Genomic DNA, 18,505 nt, shown 5'->3' with positions numbered 1-18,505 from the left:
AAACCCGCCGACATGGGGCTTCACCAGCCGTACGCTGACATAATGGTACAGCGGGATGGCCGGAACCTCTGCGGCCAGGATCGTCTCAGCCTGCTGAAACAGCTGCTGGCGTTTTTCGGGATCCTGACTGTCCGCCGCACCAGCCAGCAGGGCGTCATAACGCGGGTTGACATACTGCGGCGTGTTATTGCTGTCAGCGCTGCGAAAGGTGTTCAGAAAGGCAGAGGGATCGTCATAGTCCGCCACCCAGCCACTGCGCACCAAGTCAAAATTCCCGCTGCGCATGGTATCCAGCATGGTCTTCCACTCCTGATTGTTCAGCGCCGCCTCCACCCCCAAATTTTTCTTCCACATCGAGCTGGCGGCAATGGCGATGCGCTGATGCCCCTCGGAGGTGTTGTACAGCAGGGTAAAGTGCAACGGGGAGTCCGGGCCAAAACCCGCCTCTGTCAGCAGGGCCCGAGCCCGGGCCAGGCGCTGCTCACGCGGCCAGGCGGCATACTCCGGCGGCAGGAGCGTCATCCCGCCGATCTTTCCGGCACTGAAAAGCCAGGCGGGGCGCTGCCCCTGCCCCAGCACCTTATCGGCAATCACGTCCTTATCCAGCCCCAGATTCAGCGCCAACCGCACCCGGGGATCATCAAAAGGGGGCTTACGGGTATTGAAGTAATAGTAGTAGGTGGCCAGTTTGGGAGCGATGTGTACCTGTTCACCCAACTCGCGACGCAGGGCTGCAAACTGTGGACTGGGCACCGAGGCGGTAATGTCGATTTCACCGGCCTTATAGCGGTTAACATCAGCCGTTTCAGAAACGATGGGTAAATAGGTGACCTGATTGATCACCGTATGGGCATTATCCCAGTAACGGGGATTTCGCACCCCCTCCAGCCGCTCATTGACCACCCAGCGCTGCAGCGTATAGGCTCCGCTGCTGACAAAGTTGCCCGGCTGGGTCCATTTATCGCCAAAACGTGCAATCACCCGTGGATTCACCGTCATCAGCGACGGGTGCACCAGCATCGACAGAAAAGTCGACAGGGGACGGGTCAGGGTTATCTGCAGGGTGACATCATCCACGGCCCGGATCCCCAGCGCTTCCGGTGGCTGCTGCCCGGCCTGGATCTGAATGGCATTCTCCAGATGCATGTTCGCCAGATAGCTGCCATAGGGTGAGGCCGTCGCCGGATCGACCTGCCGCTGCCAGCTGAATACCACATCTCGGGCCGTCAGGGGCTCCCCGTTCGACCACTGCAGACCGGGGCGCAGATACAGCCGCCATATCCGCCCGTCCTCACTGTTTTCCCAGCGTTCAGCCAGTCCGGGACGAATGTGACCATCAGGGCCCATCGTCACCAACCCCTCAAAGAAATCATTGATAATATTGAATTCAACATCACTTTCTGATTTATGAGGATCGAGCGATGCCGGCTCACTGCCGTTATTGCGCGTCAGTGTCTGCCCGGCGGCCAGGGTCACACCCGGCGCCACACTGGCCGCCAGTGCCCCTCCGGAGGGCCCCATCCCAAAGATGAGCATAAACAGTCCATATCCTAAAAATAAATTATATTTAATATTCATATAATTACCCTCAGCATTCAGTATAGCGGACATTAAAACAGCAAAGTCCGCCAGATGGCAGGGCAAAAAGTGGCACAAAAAAACCCGGCGCGCAGTGCGGGCCGGGGTTTCTCGGGATATCTCACCTTCAGGAGGCGGGCAGCGCCTTCAGCAAGGCCTTACGCTGGCTGTCCAGCGCCTGTACTCGCTCACAGGCCTGCTGGCCGAAGGCGCGCAGATCATTATCCTGCTTATCCCACTCGCTGCGGATAGACTGCTGCAGACCGCCGAGGTTGCCCAACACCGCCTGCAGCGGATTCTCCGACTGACCCGCCTTCAGCAGCCCCTTGGCCCCCATCTCATTGATGCTGTCCTGCAGCACGCCGCCCAGGGTCTGGTTCACCAATGTCTGACCCTCTTTCTCGACCTGGGCAATCGCCTGATGGTGGAAGGCGTAACCGTCACTGCGTTTCTCCAGCACCCGATTCATCTGCGCCTTAAGCTGGGTATCCAGCGTACTCAGACGATTGCGTACGTTGCTGTCACTGCCCAGCTGCTCGACGATGATATTGTCCAGCGCGCCACGCGCACGATCCAGGCGCGTCTGCACCCCTTGGTCGATCCACGGCACATCGCGCCGCAGATCCCGCTGCAGCGTCTCGGCCTGACGGCGGGCGTCGGCGCTCAGCGCCAGCGGATGGCCGTCACGCGTCACCGCACCGTCGCGGGATATCTGCAGATTGCCGCTGGCGCCGACGATCTGTACCTGCTGCGCGCTGATAATGATATCGTCCTGCGGTTTAACCTGGCACTGCCAGGCGGCCTGCACCTGTGCGGTGGCCAGCAGCAACAGCAGGGAGCATCCCCATTTACCCATCATGACCTCGTTAAAATATTGAGCGGCCAATGCGCTGGGCCAACAGCTCCAGCGCCGCAATTCCGGCCAGTGAATTGCCGCAGCTATCCAGCTGCGGACTCCAGACGGCGATGATCATCTCCTGAGGCACCACGGCCACCACCCCGCCACCAACGCCGGACTTCCCCGGCATCCCGACGCGATAGGCAAACTCGCCCGCGCCATCATACAGGCCGCTGGTCACCATCAACGCATTGATCTGGCGCGCCTGACGCTCGCCGATCACCGGCTCATCCAGCGCCAACGCCCGCCCCCGATTGGCAAGATAAACAAAAGTGCGCGCCAGTTCCATACAGTTCATTCTTAAAGCGCAGTAGTGGAAATAGTTATGCAGGACGGTAATCACGTCGTTATCGAAGTTGCCAAACGACTTCATCAGATAGGCGATCGCCGCATTGCGATCCGAATGTTCAAACTCGGAGCGTGCCACCGGGGAATCATAGCAGATGTCCGCGCTGCCACTCAGCGCCCGCACCACCTCCAGCATACGCTGACGCGGTGCGCTCAGGCGCGACTGCAGCATATCACACACCACCAGCGCACCGGCGTTGATGAAGGGGTTGCGCGGCTTGCCCTGCTCCAGCTCCAGCTGAACCAGCGAGTTAAACGGCTGCCCGGAGGGCTCCTTGCCGACCCGCTGCCAGATCTCGGCCTCGCTGTAGCGGTGCATCGCCAGCGTCAGGCTCAGCACCTTGGAGATCGACTGGATAGAGAAGCGTTCGGCGGCGTCGCCAGCGCTGAACATCCGTCCGTCTACGGTGCAGACCGCGATACCCAGCCGGTCTGGTGCCACCCCGGCCAGTGCCGGAATATAATCGGCGACCCGCCCCTGCCCGAGCAGCGGACGAACCTGCTCCAGGATCTCGCCCAACAGTTGATCACTTAATTCAGTTTGCATGGCAAGGCCATTGACTCCACGTGGCGCCCTGGACGCCATCACGCTAGGGTTACGACCAACGCCGTCCGGCGGACGCCCCCTATTTTTCCGACGCGGCGCCTCCCGACGCAGAGAGCCGGACGCAAGAGAGACAAGGGGAGAGAACGGAACAGCGGAGGGGAAACGGCGCCGCCGGTACGGCGGCACCAAAGGCGGGGGTTACTCCCACCACACATCAAACAGGTCGCTGACCACAACGTCCAGCATACCCTGGCTTTCCAGCCAGCCTTTCACCAGCTGACGCTGTTCATCGGTGCAGCGGCCAATCTGCTGCAGGCAGATCAACCCTTCCCAGCGCAAATAGCCGCTACCATCAAACGCCAGACCATTCGGCTCGATCACCTCATCGATCAGACGATCGAGCAGCGCGTCCACCGTCTCTACCGGCGTACCCTCGGCAAAACGCCAGCTGGCGCTGAAGCCCACTTCCTGAAACTCGTCAATATGCAGCTTTTTGCGCAGACGACGACTACGATTTTTTGCCATTACTCTACCCTCTCAAACATCAGGTCCCAGTTGCCATGCCCCAGGCGCTGACCACGCAGCTCAAACTTGGTGACCGGACGCGAGTCAGGGCGCGGGACATAGGTATTATCGTCGGACAGATTTCTGTAGCCCGGCGCATGATTCATTACTTCCAGCATATGTTCGGCGTAGTTTTCCCAGTCGGTCGCCATATGGAAGACGCCGCTGATCTTCAGCTTACCGCGGATCCGCCCGGCAAACGCCGACTGTACAATACGACGCTTATGGTGACGCGCCTTATGCCAGGGATCGGGGAAAAACAGCTGCACCATATCCAGCGACGCGTCCGGGATCATTCGCTCCAACACCTCTACCGCGTCGTGACACATCACGCGCAGGTTGTTTACTCCAGCCTCATGGGCAGAGGAGAGGCAGGCGCCGACGCCCGGCGAGTGCACTTCAATCCCCAGGAAATCACGCTCCGGGTGCTGCTGCGCCATGGCGACCAGCGAGGCCCCCATGCCAAAACCAATTTCCAGCACCACCGGTGCCTCACGGCCAAATAACGTCGGCAGATCCAGCGCCTCGGGCGTAAACTCGACACCCATCAGCGGCCAGTACTCGTCCAGCGCCAGCTGCTGCCCTTTGGTCAGGCGCCCCTGACGGCGTACAAAGCTGCGAATACGGCGAATCGCCCGGCCGTTTTCATCAAATTCCGCTGTGATCACATCATTCATGTCGCGTTTTCATCTGTCTGGATAATCAAGGTCAGGGCATTATGCAAAGTTACCCCGTTTACACAAGCGCTGATTTTACCAGCAACGCTAACGCCGCGGGGAAAATCCGTGCCACCGCCCCCACATTTTATGCCACGGCACCCCCGCTGAGCGTGGAAACCCGTACGCCGGAGCACCCTCTCCGTGCCGCCAGTGCCCCGCTCAGGCAAGATCCGGTTTACAGGCCGGGCAGGCTGTGCTGCAATCCTGTCCCGTTTTCAGCGCTACACACTGAGGATATGACTGGTTTATGATGCAGGCGCAACAGTTCGCCCACGCCGTGCTGGCCTGGTACGCACGCTTCGGGCGCAAAACGCTGCCGTGGCAACACCCCAAGACCCCCTATCGGGTATGGCTCTCCGAGGTGATGCTGCAACAGACCCAGGTCGCCACGGTGCTGCCCTATTTTCAGCGTTTTACCCAACGCTTTCCCGATGTGCAGACGCTGGCGTCGGCACCCCTGGATGAAGTGCTGCACCTGTGGACCGGACTGGGCTACTATGCACGGGCGCGCAACCTGCATAAGGCGGCCCAGCTCATCGTCTCACGGCATCACGGCGAGTTTCCGCACGACTTTGAGCAGGTTGCCGCGCTGCCGGGCATTGGCCGCTCAACCGCCGGCGCCATTCTCTCGCTGTCGCTGGGGCAGCATCATCCCATCCTGGACGGCAACGTCAAACGGGTCTTGGCCCGCTGCTACGCCGTCCCCGGCTGGCCGGGGCGTAAAGATGTGGAAACGCGTCTGTGGCAACTGAGCGGCGAGGTGACTCCGGCCGATGGTGTCAGCCAGTTTAACCAGGCGATGATGGATCTCGGTGCGCTGGTGTGCACCCGCAGCCGCCCCAAGTGTGAGCTGTGTCCACTCAACGCGGGCTGCCTCGCCTATGCCGACGGCAATTGGGCTGACTTCCCGGGCAAGAAACCCCGGCAGACATTGCCCGAACGCCAGGCCTACTTGCTGCTGCTACAGCACGGTGAGACGGTATGGCTACAGCAGCGCCCGGCCAGCGGCCTGTGGGGCGGCCTGTTCTGCTTTCCCCAGTATGACAGCGAAGCGGCGCTGCATACCCGGCTGCGGCATCTGGGGCAGGATCCCACAGCGGCCCAGACCCTGACAGCGTTCCGCCACACGTTTAGCCATTTTCATTTGGATATCATCCCGGTATGGTCAACCTACACGACAGCGTCAGCCTGCATGGATGAAGGTGACGGACTCTGGTATAACTTAGCGCAGCCGCCCTCTGTAGGGCTGGCGGCACCAACCGAGCGTCTTTTACAGCAGCTGCGCAGGCAGCCGCCGGCCAGCGCGGCGACCGGCGATGCGACAGAGAAGGAGTAAGCATGAGCAGAACCGTGTTTTGTACGTTCCTCAACCGTGAGGCCGAGGGGCTGGACTTTCAAAGCTACCCCGGCGATCTGGGCAAGCGCATCTATGATCACATCTCCAAAGAGGCCTGGGGTCAGTGGATGGCCAAGCAAACCATGCTGATCAACGAAAAGAAACTGAATATGATGAACCCGGATGACCGTAGTCTGCTGGCCCGGGAGATGGAGAAATTTCTGTTCGAGGGCCACGACGTCCACATCGAAGGCTATACGCCACCGAATCAGTAAAAGCGGGCGCAGCCGCGCCCTGATGTCATTCAGATATGGCTGTTACAATGAAGAAAGTCCTTGCGCTGGCGTTAATCGCCCCGTTGTTGATCTCATGTTCCGGCAAGAAGCCCGATAGCAACGGTGAAGAATATATAAAAGATACCAACGGGTTCGATATTCTAATGGGGCAGTTTGCCCACAATATCGAGAATATCTGGGGGATTAACGAGGTGCTGATCGCCGGGCCCAAGGACTATGTAAAATACAGTGACCGATACCTGACCCGCAGCCATATCAACTTTGAGACCGGGCAGATAACCATCGAGACCATCGCCACCCTTAACCCGGCGGAAACCCTGCGTCAGGCCATCGTCACTACCCTGCTGATGGGCGACGATCCCAGCTCTATCGATCTCTACTCCGACGCCAACGACATCAAACCCAGCCGGGAGCCGTTCCTCTATGGCCAGGTGCTCGACAACACCGGTCAGCCGATCCGCTGGTCTGGGCGAGCCAACAGCTTTGCCGACTATCTGCTGCAGAACAAGCTGATGAAGCGGACATCCGGGCTGCATGTCATCTATTCCGTCACCATTCAGCTGGTGCCCAACCACCTGGACAAGCGGGCGCACAAATATCTGGACATGGTACGGCGTGCCTCAGAGCGCTATGGCGTCGACGAGTCGCTGATCCTGGCCATCATGCAGACGGAGTCCAGCTTTAACCCCTATGCCGTCAGCCGCTCCGACGCGCTGGGGCTGATGCAGGTAATGCAGCACACCGCCGGCAAGGATGTGTTTGTCTCCAAAGGCAAGTGGGGTACCCCCAGCCGCAGCTATCTGTTTGACCCGGAGAAAAACATTGATACCGGCACCGCCTATCTGGCTATCCTGCAGAACACCTATCTGGGCGGGATCCAGAACACCACCTCACGCCGCTACGCGGTGATCACCGCCTATAACGGCGGCGCCGGCAGCGTGCTGCGCATCTTCTCCAGCGATAAAGGACAGGCGGTCAACATCATCAACCAGATGTCGCCCGGCGATGTGTATGAGGCGCTGACCCAGCGTCACCCGTCCGCCGAGTCGCGTCGCTATCTGTATAAGGTCAACAACACGCAGAAAAACTACCGCCGCATCCGCTAAGGACGCGGCGTCGCCTCAATCGTGGGAATGGGGATGTGGTGGCGCCACCCCTTCGTCGCCCGGCACCACCACCAGCTTGCCATGGCGCACCCCACGCTCGGCGATCACCCGCTCAGCAAAGCGCGTCACCTCGCCCCCAGCCCCCTTCAGCAGCGAAACCTCGAGGCAGCTACCGTGATCCAGGTGCACATGCAGGCTGGCCAGCGAAAGATCGTGATGATCGTGAAAGGTACGGGTCAGGCGCTTGGAGAGCTCGCGCGACTCATGGTCATAAACGTAAAACAGCGCCGCCACACAGCAGGCACTCGGTGACGGTGCCTGCGCCATACTCTGCAGCCCCGCCCGCGCCAGATCGCGGATAACCTCAGAGCGGTTCTGGTAGTTACCGGCCCTGATGATGGCATCGATCTCCGCCATCAGATCGTCATCGAGAGAAAGGGTTACGCGTTGCATCATTCGACTCCTGTCGCGGTTTAATGGCTGCAGTATGACAAAGATCCGTCGCTGAAAAAACCGGCCTATACGGGCGGGAAGCAGAACACACCGTGCCGAAGGGGTGATACCACAGCCCTACGCCCGGTAGCCCGGTAGTCCGGTAGTCCGGTAGTCCGGTAGTCCGGTAGCCCCACGGGTACCACGCCGGGTGCAGGCACCAAGGGCAAGGCAGCGCCCAGCCCGGATATGCTGAAAAAACACGCACATAAACTACCGGATGAAGATTTTCCGTTGACGCAGGCCGAAAGATCCAGTTTAATACGCCCCGTTGCCCGGATAGCTCAGTCGGTAGAGCAGGGGATTGAAAATCCCCGTGTCCTTGGTTCGATTCCGAGTCCGGGCACCAAATTCATATCAACGGACCTCCACGGGGGTCCGTTTTTGTATTCTAAGCCCGCCAGAATCAGCACCTTCACAATCCTCCGTTTCAACCCAACTCTACCAATTTCTACCCACATCAAGCCCCTTGCGAGGGTACAAATGAGGGTATAGCCCGATTCGATAAACTTTATCCCCCTTTTTACTATCAGGGGTGAGCTCCCCCCGCGAGATACATCTGACCAGGAAAATCTTCACGCAGCATATCGGGCGTAACAACCTGACGTTCAAAACGCGCATCAAGCGATTCGCTTGCAAAACCATCTGCTTCTCTCGCTCTGTGAAGCTCCACAAGAAGCTGATTGGTGCCTTTATCGAAAGGTACCACTCCAACTGACTGGAGGCATCACCCTTCTGCTTTGCCCTGGGAACCCGATGCTGAAACGACTGTAGCGATCAGATCTGCCTATCACCTAAAGGTTCGATTCATTCAACAAAAGGCTTTGTTGAATGAATATATTTTATTCTGTTAGTTCAATGCAGTGGCTGACCCCAGCGACTAAAAATCATGTAGTTGGAACATGCTGGGAAATACCAATCTGAAAAATTAGTTTTTTCAACCAAAAACATACGAATAGACAGCATTATTCACCAATAACGACAATACTTAATAAGCCCGTTGCGCCCCATACACAATAGATTTTATGCATTTAAGAATGTATGCTAATTATAATCATATAAACCATTAGTGTGGTAGCTGTTATGAGAGACACATCAGTCAATACCTATGCTAGAGCATTTTCACCTGACAAGAACATTAAAAAGCCTGTCGTGGACGAAAAAAGCTCAATGCCTACACAGATAGCTAAGGTTGTACTCGGAATATTAAATCCGGGAATTGATCATGAGGCTATATGTCTTATTGATAAACACATCAATAGAGATCCAAAAACTATAGGTTTTATGGATAATGTAAGAACAATACATGATGCGTTGTCGGATGCTGTTGTTAGTGACATAAAAGAGGTTGATGTCTCTTTTAGTGATGAATTTGAAGCATTAACCTTCAAAGAAAAAAAAGATGATACAGGCAATCCTATTGTAACTATAACTTACGGCAACCATGATGATAATATCAAAGGCACGCTAGCGAGTATTGTGAGAAAACTTGAGGATGACTTTAATGCTTCTCCTGATTTATATAAAATAGGAAGCAGTTATAGGTCTCTGGATGCTAGGCTTGAATTAACTGAAATTAAAGATATGAAATCTGAAATGGCTATGATTCCAGCGCCTGAAATATATGCTGATGACCCCAAGAATTTAAAAGCATATAAAATATCACCTTCAACGGCATTGCTTATGGCAATCAAGGATTTCCCACAAAAAAACAGTGAGATATCGTCTTTTCTTTTTACCGGGAGAACCAGTGAGAATTATGTGTCCTTTGACAAGCTAATCGTTGAATTCTGTAAGTTACATCCTGAGTATCACGTGGCAACGGGTAGTACTTTTATAAATAGAGATCCCGTGAGAAATTATTTTGAAACTCAATTCTCATTTAATTATCTTATTAATAACCTGCATGCGATCGATGAGGGCGAGCTTGATGCTTTAATTTGTGAAAACATGAAATTGTTGAATGAAGACGATGATATATTGTCTAGAACGTTATCCGGTAACGCCATTGATCGAGATGACTTAATACACAAGGAATATTCAGATGCGATAGCAAATATTAAAGTTGGTGTAGGGTATGGTGGAATACCCCTTGAGGAAAGGGGCAAGCTTGAAAAAATAGTTAAACTATCATTTTTGTCTGTGGCCGTAGCATGGATAAAATGTCTACCTATTGATATATATAATACCGGTGTCTACGATGACGATATCAAGGGGAAGACGATAAAGTCGAATCAGTCACATGTCACAAGTGCGCATATGGGTATGATGAAAAGCTATCATCCTTTACCACGTGATGATATTGCCTATAGAGATAAAGCGACCACATTCATTCGGCCTGTAGACCAAGCATCATTTAGTGAATATGCACCGTTAGTTGTCAATGTTAACTCAAAACTGGTGCACGCGCGATCAAATGGCATATCAGGTACGATGCTGTGTCAAGCTAGGGTATTGCAATATCTAAAAGAAATAGAAGCCTTTTGTTTTAATAAAACAAACCCTCTAGTTTATATTCATGTACTTGCCTCAGCCATGCTTTTTAATAGTGGTGGACATTCGTATAATGAGTTTTTATCTCCGTTTACGTTAAAACGGGTGAATACTCGGCTATCTAGTGTCTTCGATGTCGTGGGCGAGGGCTATCGTATGGATAGCATCGTAAGTAATGTGGGCATTAATCCTTCTGTTGTTGATAAGACATTAAGCTATTTTAATCACTTGGAAATGAAGCAAAAATTACATAACGAGTTGATGGCGAAAAGAGCACGTGTCTATGGATGACAACGTCAATCGTTTACTTCTGTAACGGGCTTTGCGAATGAAATGGTCGCCCCCTGTATTAGTCTCGACTTGATCTGACACATAGCCTTGAAAGGTTCAGAGTTACCGGTTGTGATATGGGTGTCGGATCCTTATACAAAACACAAGGTAACTCTCATGCTTCATACTACCAATCCCGTTATCAAACATAAAACAGGTTTTCCCAATCTGGCTGAAGAGCTCAGCAATATGGAAAAATCCTATAAAATCATGGATGTCTCACGTGATACATTTTATCGTTCTCGCGAGCTGGCTGATGAAGGCGGCGTGGATGCATTGATAAATCGCAGCCGTCGCGCTCCTAACAGCGTGATACGGACGGCCATCAAGAAACGCAAATATTCCCGACGGATAGCTCGGTGCGTAAGGTGATTTATCTGGCGATACAGACCGTATCGAAAAATGGAGTATACCGATCCAGAACTGGCGGCTGGCTATGAGCCATTTTATTATCGAGTTCAGTGATCGCCTTAGCGATCACCTTTAATGCGATGGCAGTTACACAGAATCATTTACAGACTCGAGGTTGGCATGGGCGGATATCTTCGATTATATTGAAGTCAGCTACAACCAGGCTCGCCGCCACAGTCACCTAGGTGGCGTCAGCCCGGAGGGCTTTGAGCGAGCCTCGTCGTGAGGATCGCATATTCCTACGATTCTGGGGACAGTCTAAACTATACCAACAATAACTGAGGCGAAAATATCTTCGACTGCATAGCAGATGTTAATCTAACTAAAGCTTATTACTAAGGAAATATATGATTAAGATAAAAATAAGAGTGTCGAAAGAAATAATAATCACTGCCCTTTTACTTTTCCTGTCAGGTTGTGCGACCACCTCACCGCCCAAGACCGCTGTAAAAAAAATAGCCCCCCCGCCAGTAACACATGAGCGAAAAGGCTACTCTGTCCAAAAGGGGACAATATTCCTGATTTCGAGTTCATCGCAATATGATGAAAACGTCATCCCTGAGATTGAGATGGCCTTTTCCCGCCAGTGTTACTCAGTTGACAAACGATATCTCAACCAGCAGCCTACCAGGCTGGGTTACGTCAACACGGATGAAAAACGGGCCCAGACTCTCATTAATGCTCTCAGTGACAGAAATGTCCGATACCTCTGGTTTATCAGAGGCGGTTCTGGGGCATTCAATCTATATCCAGCCTTGCATGCAGAGCGGCAGCATATTTCAAAATCCACACCGAAAATCATCATTGGCTTCAGTGACGTGACAGCCATTCATAGCTTTGTTAATCACGAACTAAACTGGTCAAGCGTGCACGGGGTGCTGGCGTCTTCTAATAAAGAAATGCATGATATTGATAAAAGCAAAAAAGCCAGCATGAACAACAGCCTGAGTGAAGTTTTTGAGACACTATCCCATGGGAGTCATTATACTGGTATCGAGCCAATGAATAGTCAGGCTGTAAAAAAAGTAAGCGGTAAATTAGATGGTGGAAATATGACTCTGGTACAGTCCCTATTTTCCACTATTTATGAGGGAAGCTATTCCGATAAAATAATGATGTTGGAAGATATCGGAGTGACGGAAAAACAGCTTGACCGTACCTTACATCAGATAGCGTTCAGCAGGAAATTCCATCCGCGCGCCGTTATTTTTGGGCAGTTTTACGGTCAAGATGCATCCGACGAAGAAAAATCTCTTTACCGATATGTGATACAGCAATTCGCCAATCTGGTCAGCTACCCTGTTTATTACTATCCGGAATTTGGACATGCTGAAACTAACCAGCCATTCATTTTGAATCACCAGGTCAATATATTATGCAGCAGCAAATACCGGCTATGCAGTTTGACCCAGGCACCGGCTTTGTTTATGAGTGACCCTGCCCCAAAATCCTGCGCCATTCAGAAGCAGAATTCCGGAATGAGAAACACGCCCCTGGGCGGAGGTGGTACCGATGAAAAAGTCACGATTCACTGAAGAGCAGATTGCCTTTGCCCTGAAGCAGACTGAGCTGGATACGCCCATGCCGGATGTCTGCTGCAAGCTGGGTATTTCCGACGCCACTTTTTACACCTAGCGAAAGCAATACGGCGGAATTTCCCCTTCTGAACTCAAACCTATGCGGCAACGGGAAGAGGAAAATCTACGGCTGAAGAGAGAGGCTGGCTATTGATCTCAGCCCCGACAAGGCGATGCTGCAGGGGGTATTGGCAAAAAAGGGCTGATGCTGGCACCTCTGTGCGAATGGATCAGGGATTGACAGCGCCGATAGGGTGCCAGCGCAAGACAGGTCTGTTTTGCACTGCGGGCTAACGGTATCGTTCCGTTGCTGCCGATGGCAGCGCACTGCGCCTGCGTATCCGGGAGAGCACCGAAACGCGAATTCACTACGGAGATCACCGGGTACACCGGATGCTCCAGCGTGAGGGATGGCATGATAATCGCACATGGATCTACCGCCTCTACTGTGAGCAGGGGCTGTCGCTGCGCCTCAACGGCCACGCCACCATAAATCAGCCCAGCGGCGGCAGCTGCAGCCTCATGGCCTGTCTCCAAACCAGATTTGGGGCATGGATTTTGTCTCTGATACGTGGTTTGACGGTGACGGCTGCGCCTATTGACGATTTCGACCTCTACACCCGCGAATAGCTGGGGATAGGCGTGAGACAGCATCTGCGTTCGACAGACGTGGCCGGGATGCTGGACAGCATAGCGCACAGGCGTCCTTTACCGCAGGTGCTGAAAGCCGATAATGGTTCTGAATTTGCAGGGGAAATATTGGACAGAGGGGGGGAATAGGGATCGGCTTCTCCCGCCCTGGAACACCGACGGACAACGCGACGGTGGATCCTTCAACGGCAGGTTAAGGCAGGCGTGCCTGAATGAGAACGGGTTCATCTCTCTGGAGGATGCACGGTGCAAAATCGAGACCTGCCGCATACACGATAACCAGCGTCATCCCCATTGTGCACCGGGCTGGATGACCCCCTCAGAGTTTGCTGAAAAATCCGCCGGTTGCCAGAATATGCAGCCAGAATGAGGCCGGTTATTCCTGATTATGAGTAAACCACATACGGGGAGCGGGTCATTCATTAACAAAGCCCATCATACCTCGTAGTTTCTCCTTGGGGTTGCTGCTGATTTAACACCAATGTCGACCTATGGCGTAACAGGCATATCCATTCGCCAGTGATGCAACAACCCTTTGCAAGATGAGTCCTTCAGCGCGCTATCGGGAAAAGCTGGGCATCCTATTTCTAATTACATCAAAATATTTTATAAAAGCGGATAGCGATATTGTCATAGCCAATTACATCATATATATATCCACCACAGTACACGCCATCACCCAAGAAAGATTATAGTTCAATATACATTCACATGCCGAAATACATTTTTACCAAGCCATGATAGACATTACAAAATACAATCGTTAACTTTAATAAATAGATGTTAAATACGAATTCATCGCTTATAGAAATAAACTAGGATAGATATGTGCCATGCTTTATAAAAAAGACGTCCCGTACACTATCAATGTTTATAGCGATGTAGAGCCGTAGATCGTCTATTGCGGATAACGCCCTATTTAAATACTCCAATTCGACCCAAAAGGTGAATTACATGAAACATTATATTTTTTCTATTCTGGCCGGAATGGCCCTCATATCATTGGCAGGATGCGCCTCACCAACGCCTATTGCTACCAATCAAAACGGCTGTACTACAACAGGTATCAACATGACAAATCATGCAGTAACGTGTCAAGCTTCGCAGAAAGACCCCGTAAGCTGGGCCTCCTGGGGTTAATGGTAATACACCAGCCAATTGTACCAACGAGTATGGCTAGCTGATTCCGAATCGTCATCCTGATGACTTTTTTACTTTTATCATTGCCAATGACCATGCTCAACAATCTAAAGTGGCCACCATGAAGGGTGGCCACTTTTTATCTATCAGATTGTTTCAAAAAAGATTAATAAATTAACGATAAAGGTAGTTAATCCATGGCAAACAAATAAATAGATACGCCAACAGATTAACCATGCCAAATATGGCACCCAGACGCCAAAAGTCTTTAGAGGGAAGATAACCACTGCCAAAATAGATTGGACTTGGTCCCGTGCCATAGGGTGTGATAATCCCCATGATCCCCAATGACAGAGAGATGGCCAGAGAGAACTCCATCATATTAATGCCATGAATATCCATAGCGGCGGCGATCATCACCGGGATCAACGCCGTGGCGTGCGCTGTTGTGCTGGCAAAGAAGTAGTGCAGCAGATAAAAACACAGGAGCAGCGATACGCTGGCAACCATCACTGACATCCCATTAAGATAATCAGAGATAACAATCCCAAACCAATGTACGAAACCGACGGTGGATAGCCCTGAAGCCAGAGAGACCAGCGTGCCGAACCAGAATAGCGTATTCCATGCCGCCTTGTTGCTGATAACATCATCCCAGCTAATCACATTGGTGATCAGCATCAGCGCAATAACCAATAGCGCAGCGATGGCTGAGTTAATAAATCCTCCGCCAAAGACCCACAGCAGCAGCGCAAGCGCGACGAACAGGAGCAGCAATTTCTCACGGCGTGACAGCCCCCCTAAATTCTCCAGCTCCTGCCTGGCCCATTTCGGAACCTCATCATTTATTTTCACCTCTGGCGTATATAGCCAGTAGCCCAGCAGCGGCGTCAGCAACCATAGAACAATTCCGCACGGTAAAAAGGCAATAAACCAGCTGCCCCAGGAAATCTGTAACCCTGTCATCTGGTTAATCAGCGCACTGGACAGCAGGTTGGGTGCCAAAGCTGAAAGAAACATTGAGCTGGTAACACAGGTGATCGAAATGGAAACCCACATCAGATAGGAGCCGATCCGGCGGGCGCTGGGATCGTTGGGTTTCGAGTCATACAACGGCGGCAGGTTGCTGATCACCGGGTAAATGGTCCCGGCGCTACGTGCCGTATTCGACGGCGTAAAGGGCGCCAGCACCAGATCGGCAATGGCGATAGCATACCCCAGAGTCAGCGAACGCCGTCCCAGGGATTTTACCAACAGCAGCGAAATACGTCGCCCCAGCCCGGTCTTTTCATACCCTAATGCAAACATAAAGGCGCTGAAGATCAGCCATACCGTTGAATTTGAGAAGCCGGAAACTGCCCACTTAAACGCCGCTGAAGTCGCGTGAAAATGCGGCTGTGTCAGTTGTTCCGGCGAGAACAACACCCAACGCCCCAGCCCCGCAATGATAACGATTGCAATCAGGCCAATAACCGCGCCCGGTAAGGGCTCTATGATCAATCCGACAATTGAGCCGATAAAAATCGAAAAATAGAGCCATGCGTGGTGGCTGAGCCCTGCCGGAGCGGGCAGGCAGGCCAACGCACCGCCCACGATAAAAGGTATTAGGATAGAATAACCCTGTTTCATGCTAACCCTCAGAAAATATAATTTAATAACACCACTTGCCAAATACCTCCCTGACAGACCACCGTTCCTTTCGTCCCTACTCAACACTTGAGTAACCTGCTCAAAAATCAATCAATATATATTCACCCTACCCGTTGAGATCAATAAAGGGCAGCACGAGAGGTACCGAGGAATAAACATTGATACAGAGGACATCCGACCTCCTCGGCTATGACTCTGCTGAAATAAATAAAATCGTATTTCCATGCGTTAAAACAATAAAATGCGAATTAAGCGAGCGTCATTATATTGTTATTTGTTAACCTTACTCTTAGCGACAGTGACAATCAGAAACTATTTGTAAACCAATCATGATATTTGTATCTGTATCTGATTTGCAATGACAATGCAATTCCCCCACTCAATGGGGCTCCTGTAAAAGGGGCACAGAGATAGCGGCCTATGCTCAGGGAATAAAAAATCAATATCTCATGCGAGGCCACATCTCGACGACCGCTCTGCTTCATTTGATATAGGTGGTAGCACCCCATGCCTCTACAAAAAAGCAATCATTCTTATTTTCATTAAAATTTGTTTTATTCAGCATCGCTGTATGACACTATTTTGATCAATCTGTGCGGAAAGAAAATCTGCCATATCGCGCTATACTATATCGATATCAGTCATCTAATAAAAAAAGCATTTACTTTGCTTATCAGACGGCAATGATTTTACCCTAATATAATCACTCAGTTAGCCCATAGATATTATCAGCTTGAAAAGATATTTATTATCTTCAATCAACATACTGAAATCATAATTATTTCCCCTCACTGGCTAACTCCGCAATCTATGCTACTCCATAAATGGGTATCGCTTTGTAATTATCGGTATAACGCGATATTGTGAAACGGATAAGTCGGGAAAACATAAATGGGCGGCGCTGAATGCGGGAAGATTTACTCGCAGCTAAACAGGTTGTTACGCGGCTTCACAGACTAAAAGCATCATCGATATGCAAAAAAAAAGGTGTCGATATGAGTAATCAACCGTTAGAGAACCAAAATGCGCGCGTATTAAAAAATTGGGATCCTGAAGACGAAATTTTTTGGAAAGCAACGGGAAACAGCATTGCAAAAAGGAATCTATGGGTCTCCGTATTCTGTCTGGTACTGGCGTTCTGTATTTGGATGGTATTCAGTTCTGTCGTTATCAAGCTTAATCACATCGGATTTAATTTTACGACCAATCAACTCTTCTGGCTGGCGGCCTTACCCTCGATCTCCGGCGCCATTCTGCGTATTCCATTCTCTTTCGTCGTCCCCATTTTTGGCGGACGCCGCTGGACCACGATCAGCACCGCGCTACTACTGATCCCCAGTGTTTGGCTGGGCTGCGCGATTCAGGACCCGCAGACGTCGTTCTATTCGTTTGCCTGTATCGCCATCCTGTGCGGTATTGGGGGCGGCAACTTTGCCTCGAGCATGGCGAATATCAGCTTCTTTTTCCCTAAACGCCTGCAGGGGTATGGCCTGGGGATCAACGGCGGACTGGGCGATGGCGGGATCGGCGTCGTACAGCTGTGCGTCCCGCTGGTGATCGGCATCGGACTGTTCGGCAGCCTGGGCGGCGCACCGCAGCAGGTTGATCATAATGCGATGATTTGGCTACAAAATGCGGCCTTCCTCTGGGCTCCCTTTATCATTATCGCCTGCCTGCTCTCTTGGTTCATGATGAACGACATTGCGGGTATGCAGTCATCGCTCTCTTCCCAGTTCGTCATTTTGGGTAAGAAAGATACCTGGATAACCAGCCTGATTTACCTGGCCACCTTTGGTTCTTTCGTCGGTTTCTCCGCGGGATTTGCGCTGCTGACCAAGACCCAGTTTCCGGATATCGACATCATCGACTACGCGTTTGTCGGTCCGCTGCTGGGCGCTATCGCCCGTCCCATCGGCGGACGCCTCTCTGATCAATTCAGCGGCTATCGCATCACGCAGGTGGCTTTCTTCTTCATGATTATCTTTAGCCTGCTGATCGTACCGACCCTGCCGAGCGAGCGCAGCAGCGGCTCCTTTATTCTGTTCTACATCGTCTTCATGGGGCTGTTTATCTTTACCAACCTTGGCAGCGGCTCCAGCTTCCAGCTTATTTCACAGATTTTCCACCAGAAATCCGCGCAGGAAGCGCAGCAGCAGGGGATGCAGGGTAAACATGTCGAGCAGTATGCCGATGTGATGAGCTCGGCGGCGCTCGGCTTTACCTCCGCCATCGGCGGCTTTATCATTCCCAAAACCTTCGGCAGCGCCATTACCCTGACCCACTCCGTGCTGTTGCCGCTGGTTTGCTTCAGCGTCTTTTACCTGCTGTGCATGGGCGTCACCTGGCTGTCCTATGGAAGGCACCATTAA

13 protein-coding genes, 1 tRNA gene and 5 pseudogenes are annotated in these 18,505 nt (G+C 52.1%); 12 read left to right on the top strand and 7 right to left on the bottom strand.

The genetic code is table 11. The features are described 5' to 3' along the window. The 5 genes from EIEH_RS00575 to trmB form a co-directional block, all read right to left on the bottom strand. Positions 1 to 1,536: ABC transporter substrate-binding protein (locus EIEH_RS00575; RefSeq protein WP_239642624.1), on the bottom strand; the 1,536-nt coding region annotated here is incomplete at its 3' end. A gap of 169 nt (positions 1,537 to 1,705) precedes the next feature. Beyond that, complete coding sequence (locus EIEH_RS00570) at positions 1,706 to 2,434, bottom strand: YggN family protein (protein WP_015869727.1); 729 nt, start codon at positions 2,432 to 2,434, stop codon at positions 1,706 to 1,708. Between the two features lie 10 nt (positions 2,435 to 2,444). Then, positions 2,445 to 3,371, bottom strand: coding sequence for a glutaminase B (glsB, locus tag EIEH_RS00565; protein WP_015869726.1), 927 nt, complete (start codon positions 3,369 to 3,371; stop codon positions 2,445 to 2,447). A gap of 198 nt (positions 3,372 to 3,569) precedes the next feature. Beyond that, positions 3,570 to 3,896, bottom strand: a complete 327-nt coding sequence (locus EIEH_RS00560) for a YggL family protein (protein WP_015869725.1) — start codon at positions 3,894 to 3,896, stop codon at positions 3,570 to 3,572. Further along, positions 3,896 to 4,612 (bottom strand): tRNA (guanosine(46)-N7)-methyltransferase TrmB, encoded by a 717-nt coding sequence (trmB, locus tag EIEH_RS00555; RefSeq protein WP_015869724.1) that lies wholly within the window; start codon positions 4,610 to 4,612, stop codon positions 3,896 to 3,898. The genes EIEH_RS00560 and trmB overlap by 1 nt, the downstream gene beginning before the upstream one ends. Before the next feature lie 289 nt (positions 4,613 to 4,901). On the opposite strand from trmB, the gene mutY reads away from it, so the two are divergent. Genes mutY through mltC form a run of 3 tightly spaced genes read left to right on the top strand, consistent with a single transcriptional unit; the run spans position 4,902 to position 7,392 of the window. Beyond that, the gene (gene mutY, locus EIEH_RS00550) at positions 4,902 to 5,990 is read left to right on the top strand and encodes an A/G-specific adenine glycosylase (protein WP_015869723.1); all 1,089 of its coding nucleotides are present in this window, start codon (positions 4,902 to 4,904) and stop codon (positions 5,988 to 5,990) included. 2 nt (positions 5,991 to 5,992) lie between these two features. Next, complete coding sequence (locus tag EIEH_RS00545; RefSeq protein ID WP_015869722.1) at positions 5,993 to 6,265, top strand: oxidative damage protection protein; 273 nt, start codon at positions 5,993 to 5,995, stop codon at positions 6,263 to 6,265. Positions 6,266 to 6,312: 47 nt separating this feature from the next. Further along, positions 6,313 to 7,392: a membrane-bound lytic murein transglycosylase MltC gene (gene mltC, locus EIEH_RS00540; protein ID WP_015869721.1), complete on the top strand. Its 1,080-nt coding sequence runs from the start codon at positions 6,313 to 6,315 to the stop codon at positions 7,390 to 7,392. 15 nt (positions 7,393 to 7,407) lie between these two features. On the opposite strand, the gene nikR is transcribed toward mltC, so the two are convergent. Next, positions 7,408 to 7,845, bottom strand: a complete 438-nt coding sequence (nikR, locus tag EIEH_RS00535) for a nickel-responsive transcriptional regulator NikR (RefSeq protein ID WP_015869720.1) — start codon at positions 7,843 to 7,845, stop codon at positions 7,408 to 7,410. Positions 7,846 to 8,157: 312 nt separating this feature from the next. Between nikR and EIEH_RS00530 the strand changes: the two genes are divergently transcribed. The 8 genes and pseudogenes from EIEH_RS00530 (at position 8,158) to EIEH_RS18295 (ending at position 13,716) form a co-directional block, all read left to right on the top strand. Further along, positions 8,158 to 8,233: transfer RNA gene (locus EIEH_RS00530), tRNA-Phe, on the top strand. A 195-nt stretch (positions 8,234 to 8,428) separates the two neighbouring features. Then, positions 8,429 to 8,602 (top strand): annotated as a pseudogene (locus tag EIEH_RS17025) (IS1 family transposase); the annotation flags it as partial. Between the two features lie 365 nt (positions 8,603 to 8,967). Further along, on the top strand, positions 8,968 to 10,668 hold the full coding sequence (locus tag EIEH_RS00525) for a hypothetical protein (protein ID WP_015869719.1): 1,701 nt from the start codon (positions 8,968 to 8,970) through the stop codon (positions 10,666 to 10,668). A gap of 156 nt (positions 10,669 to 10,824) precedes the next feature. After that, positions 10,825 to 11,013: pseudogene (locus tag EIEH_RS19420) on the top strand (helix-turn-helix domain-containing protein); the annotation flags it as partial. Then, positions 11,011 to 11,194, top strand: a pseudogene (locus EIEH_RS20045) (IS256 family transposase); the annotation flags it as partial. The pseudogenes EIEH_RS19420 and EIEH_RS20045, both read left to right, overlap by 3 nt. 24 nt (positions 11,195 to 11,218) lie before the next feature. Then, positions 11,219 to 11,344, top strand: a pseudogene (locus EIEH_RS17015) (IS3 family transposase); the annotation flags it as partial. Between the two features lie 121 nt (positions 11,345 to 11,465). Next, entirely contained in the window at positions 11,466 to 12,653 is a 1,188-nt protein-coding gene (locus EIEH_RS00520) for an LD-carboxypeptidase (RefSeq protein ID WP_015869717.1), read from the top strand. Further along, positions 12,631 to 13,716, top strand: a pseudogene (locus EIEH_RS18295) (IS3 family transposase). Before EIEH_RS00520 ends, EIEH_RS18295 begins: the two are co-directional and overlap by 23 nt. Before the next feature lie 944 nt (positions 13,717 to 14,660). Here the strand turns inward: EIEH_RS18295 and EIEH_RS00505 are convergent. Further along, a complete protein-coding gene (locus EIEH_RS00505; protein ID WP_015869712.1) occupies positions 14,661 to 16,115 on the bottom strand; it encodes an anion permease in 1,455 nt (484 codons plus the stop codon). Between the two features lie 1,016 nt (positions 16,116 to 17,131). Here EIEH_RS00505 and EIEH_RS00500 point away from each other — a divergent pair. After that, positions 17,132 to 18,505: an MFS transporter gene (locus tag EIEH_RS00500; protein ID WP_015869709.1), complete on the top strand. Its 1,374-nt coding sequence runs from the start codon at positions 17,132 to 17,134 to the stop codon at positions 18,503 to 18,505.

Source organism: Edwardsiella ictaluri ATCC 33202, from assembly GCF_000264785.1.
In the GTDB taxonomy this organism is placed as follows: domain Bacteria; phylum Pseudomonadota; class Gammaproteobacteria; order Enterobacterales; family Enterobacteriaceae; genus Edwardsiella; species Edwardsiella ictaluri.
Note: the sequence above shows the minus strand (reverse complement) of the source record. Positions and strands in the feature narration are given on the sequence as shown.

Excerpts from the sequence above, each read along its gene's own strand:
- EIEH_RS00570 (WP_015869727.1), bottom strand. The coding sequence starts at position 2,434 with ATGGGTAAATGGGGATGCTCCCTGCTGTTGCTGCTGGCCACCGCACAG.
- glsB (WP_015869726.1), bottom strand. The coding sequence starts at position 3,371 with ATGCAAACTGAATTAAGTGATCAACTGTTGGGCGAGATCCTGGAGCAG.
- EIEH_RS00560 (WP_015869725.1), bottom strand. The coding sequence starts at position 3,896 with ATGGCAAAAAATCGTAGTCGTCGTCTGCGCAAAAAGCTGCATATTGAC.
- trmB (WP_015869724.1), bottom strand. The coding sequence starts at position 4,612 with ATGAATGATGTGATCACAGCGGAATTTGATGAAAACGGCCGGGCGATT.
- mutY (WP_015869723.1), top strand. The coding sequence starts at position 4,902 with ATGATGCAGGCGCAACAGTTCGCCCACGCCGTGCTGGCCTGGTACGCA.
- EIEH_RS00545 (WP_015869722.1), top strand. The coding sequence starts at position 5,993 with ATGAGCAGAACCGTGTTTTGTACGTTCCTCAACCGTGAGGCCGAGGGG.
- mltC (WP_015869721.1), top strand. The coding sequence starts at position 6,313 with ATGAAGAAAGTCCTTGCGCTGGCGTTAATCGCCCCGTTGTTGATCTCA.
- nikR (WP_015869720.1), bottom strand. The coding sequence starts at position 7,845 with ATGCAACGCGTAACCCTTTCTCTCGATGACGATCTGATGGCGGAGATC.
- EIEH_RS00525 (WP_015869719.1), top strand. The coding sequence starts at position 8,968 with ATGAGAGACACATCAGTCAATACCTATGCTAGAGCATTTTCACCTGAC.
- EIEH_RS00520 (WP_015869717.1), top strand. The coding sequence starts at position 11,466 with ATGATTAAGATAAAAATAAGAGTGTCGAAAGAAATAATAATCACTGCC.
- EIEH_RS00505 (WP_015869712.1), bottom strand. The coding sequence starts at position 16,115 with ATGAAACAGGGTTATTCTATCCTAATACCTTTTATCGTGGGCGGTGCG.
- EIEH_RS00500 (WP_015869709.1), top strand. The coding sequence starts at position 17,132 with ATGAGTAATCAACCGTTAGAGAACCAAAATGCGCGCGTATTAAAAAAT.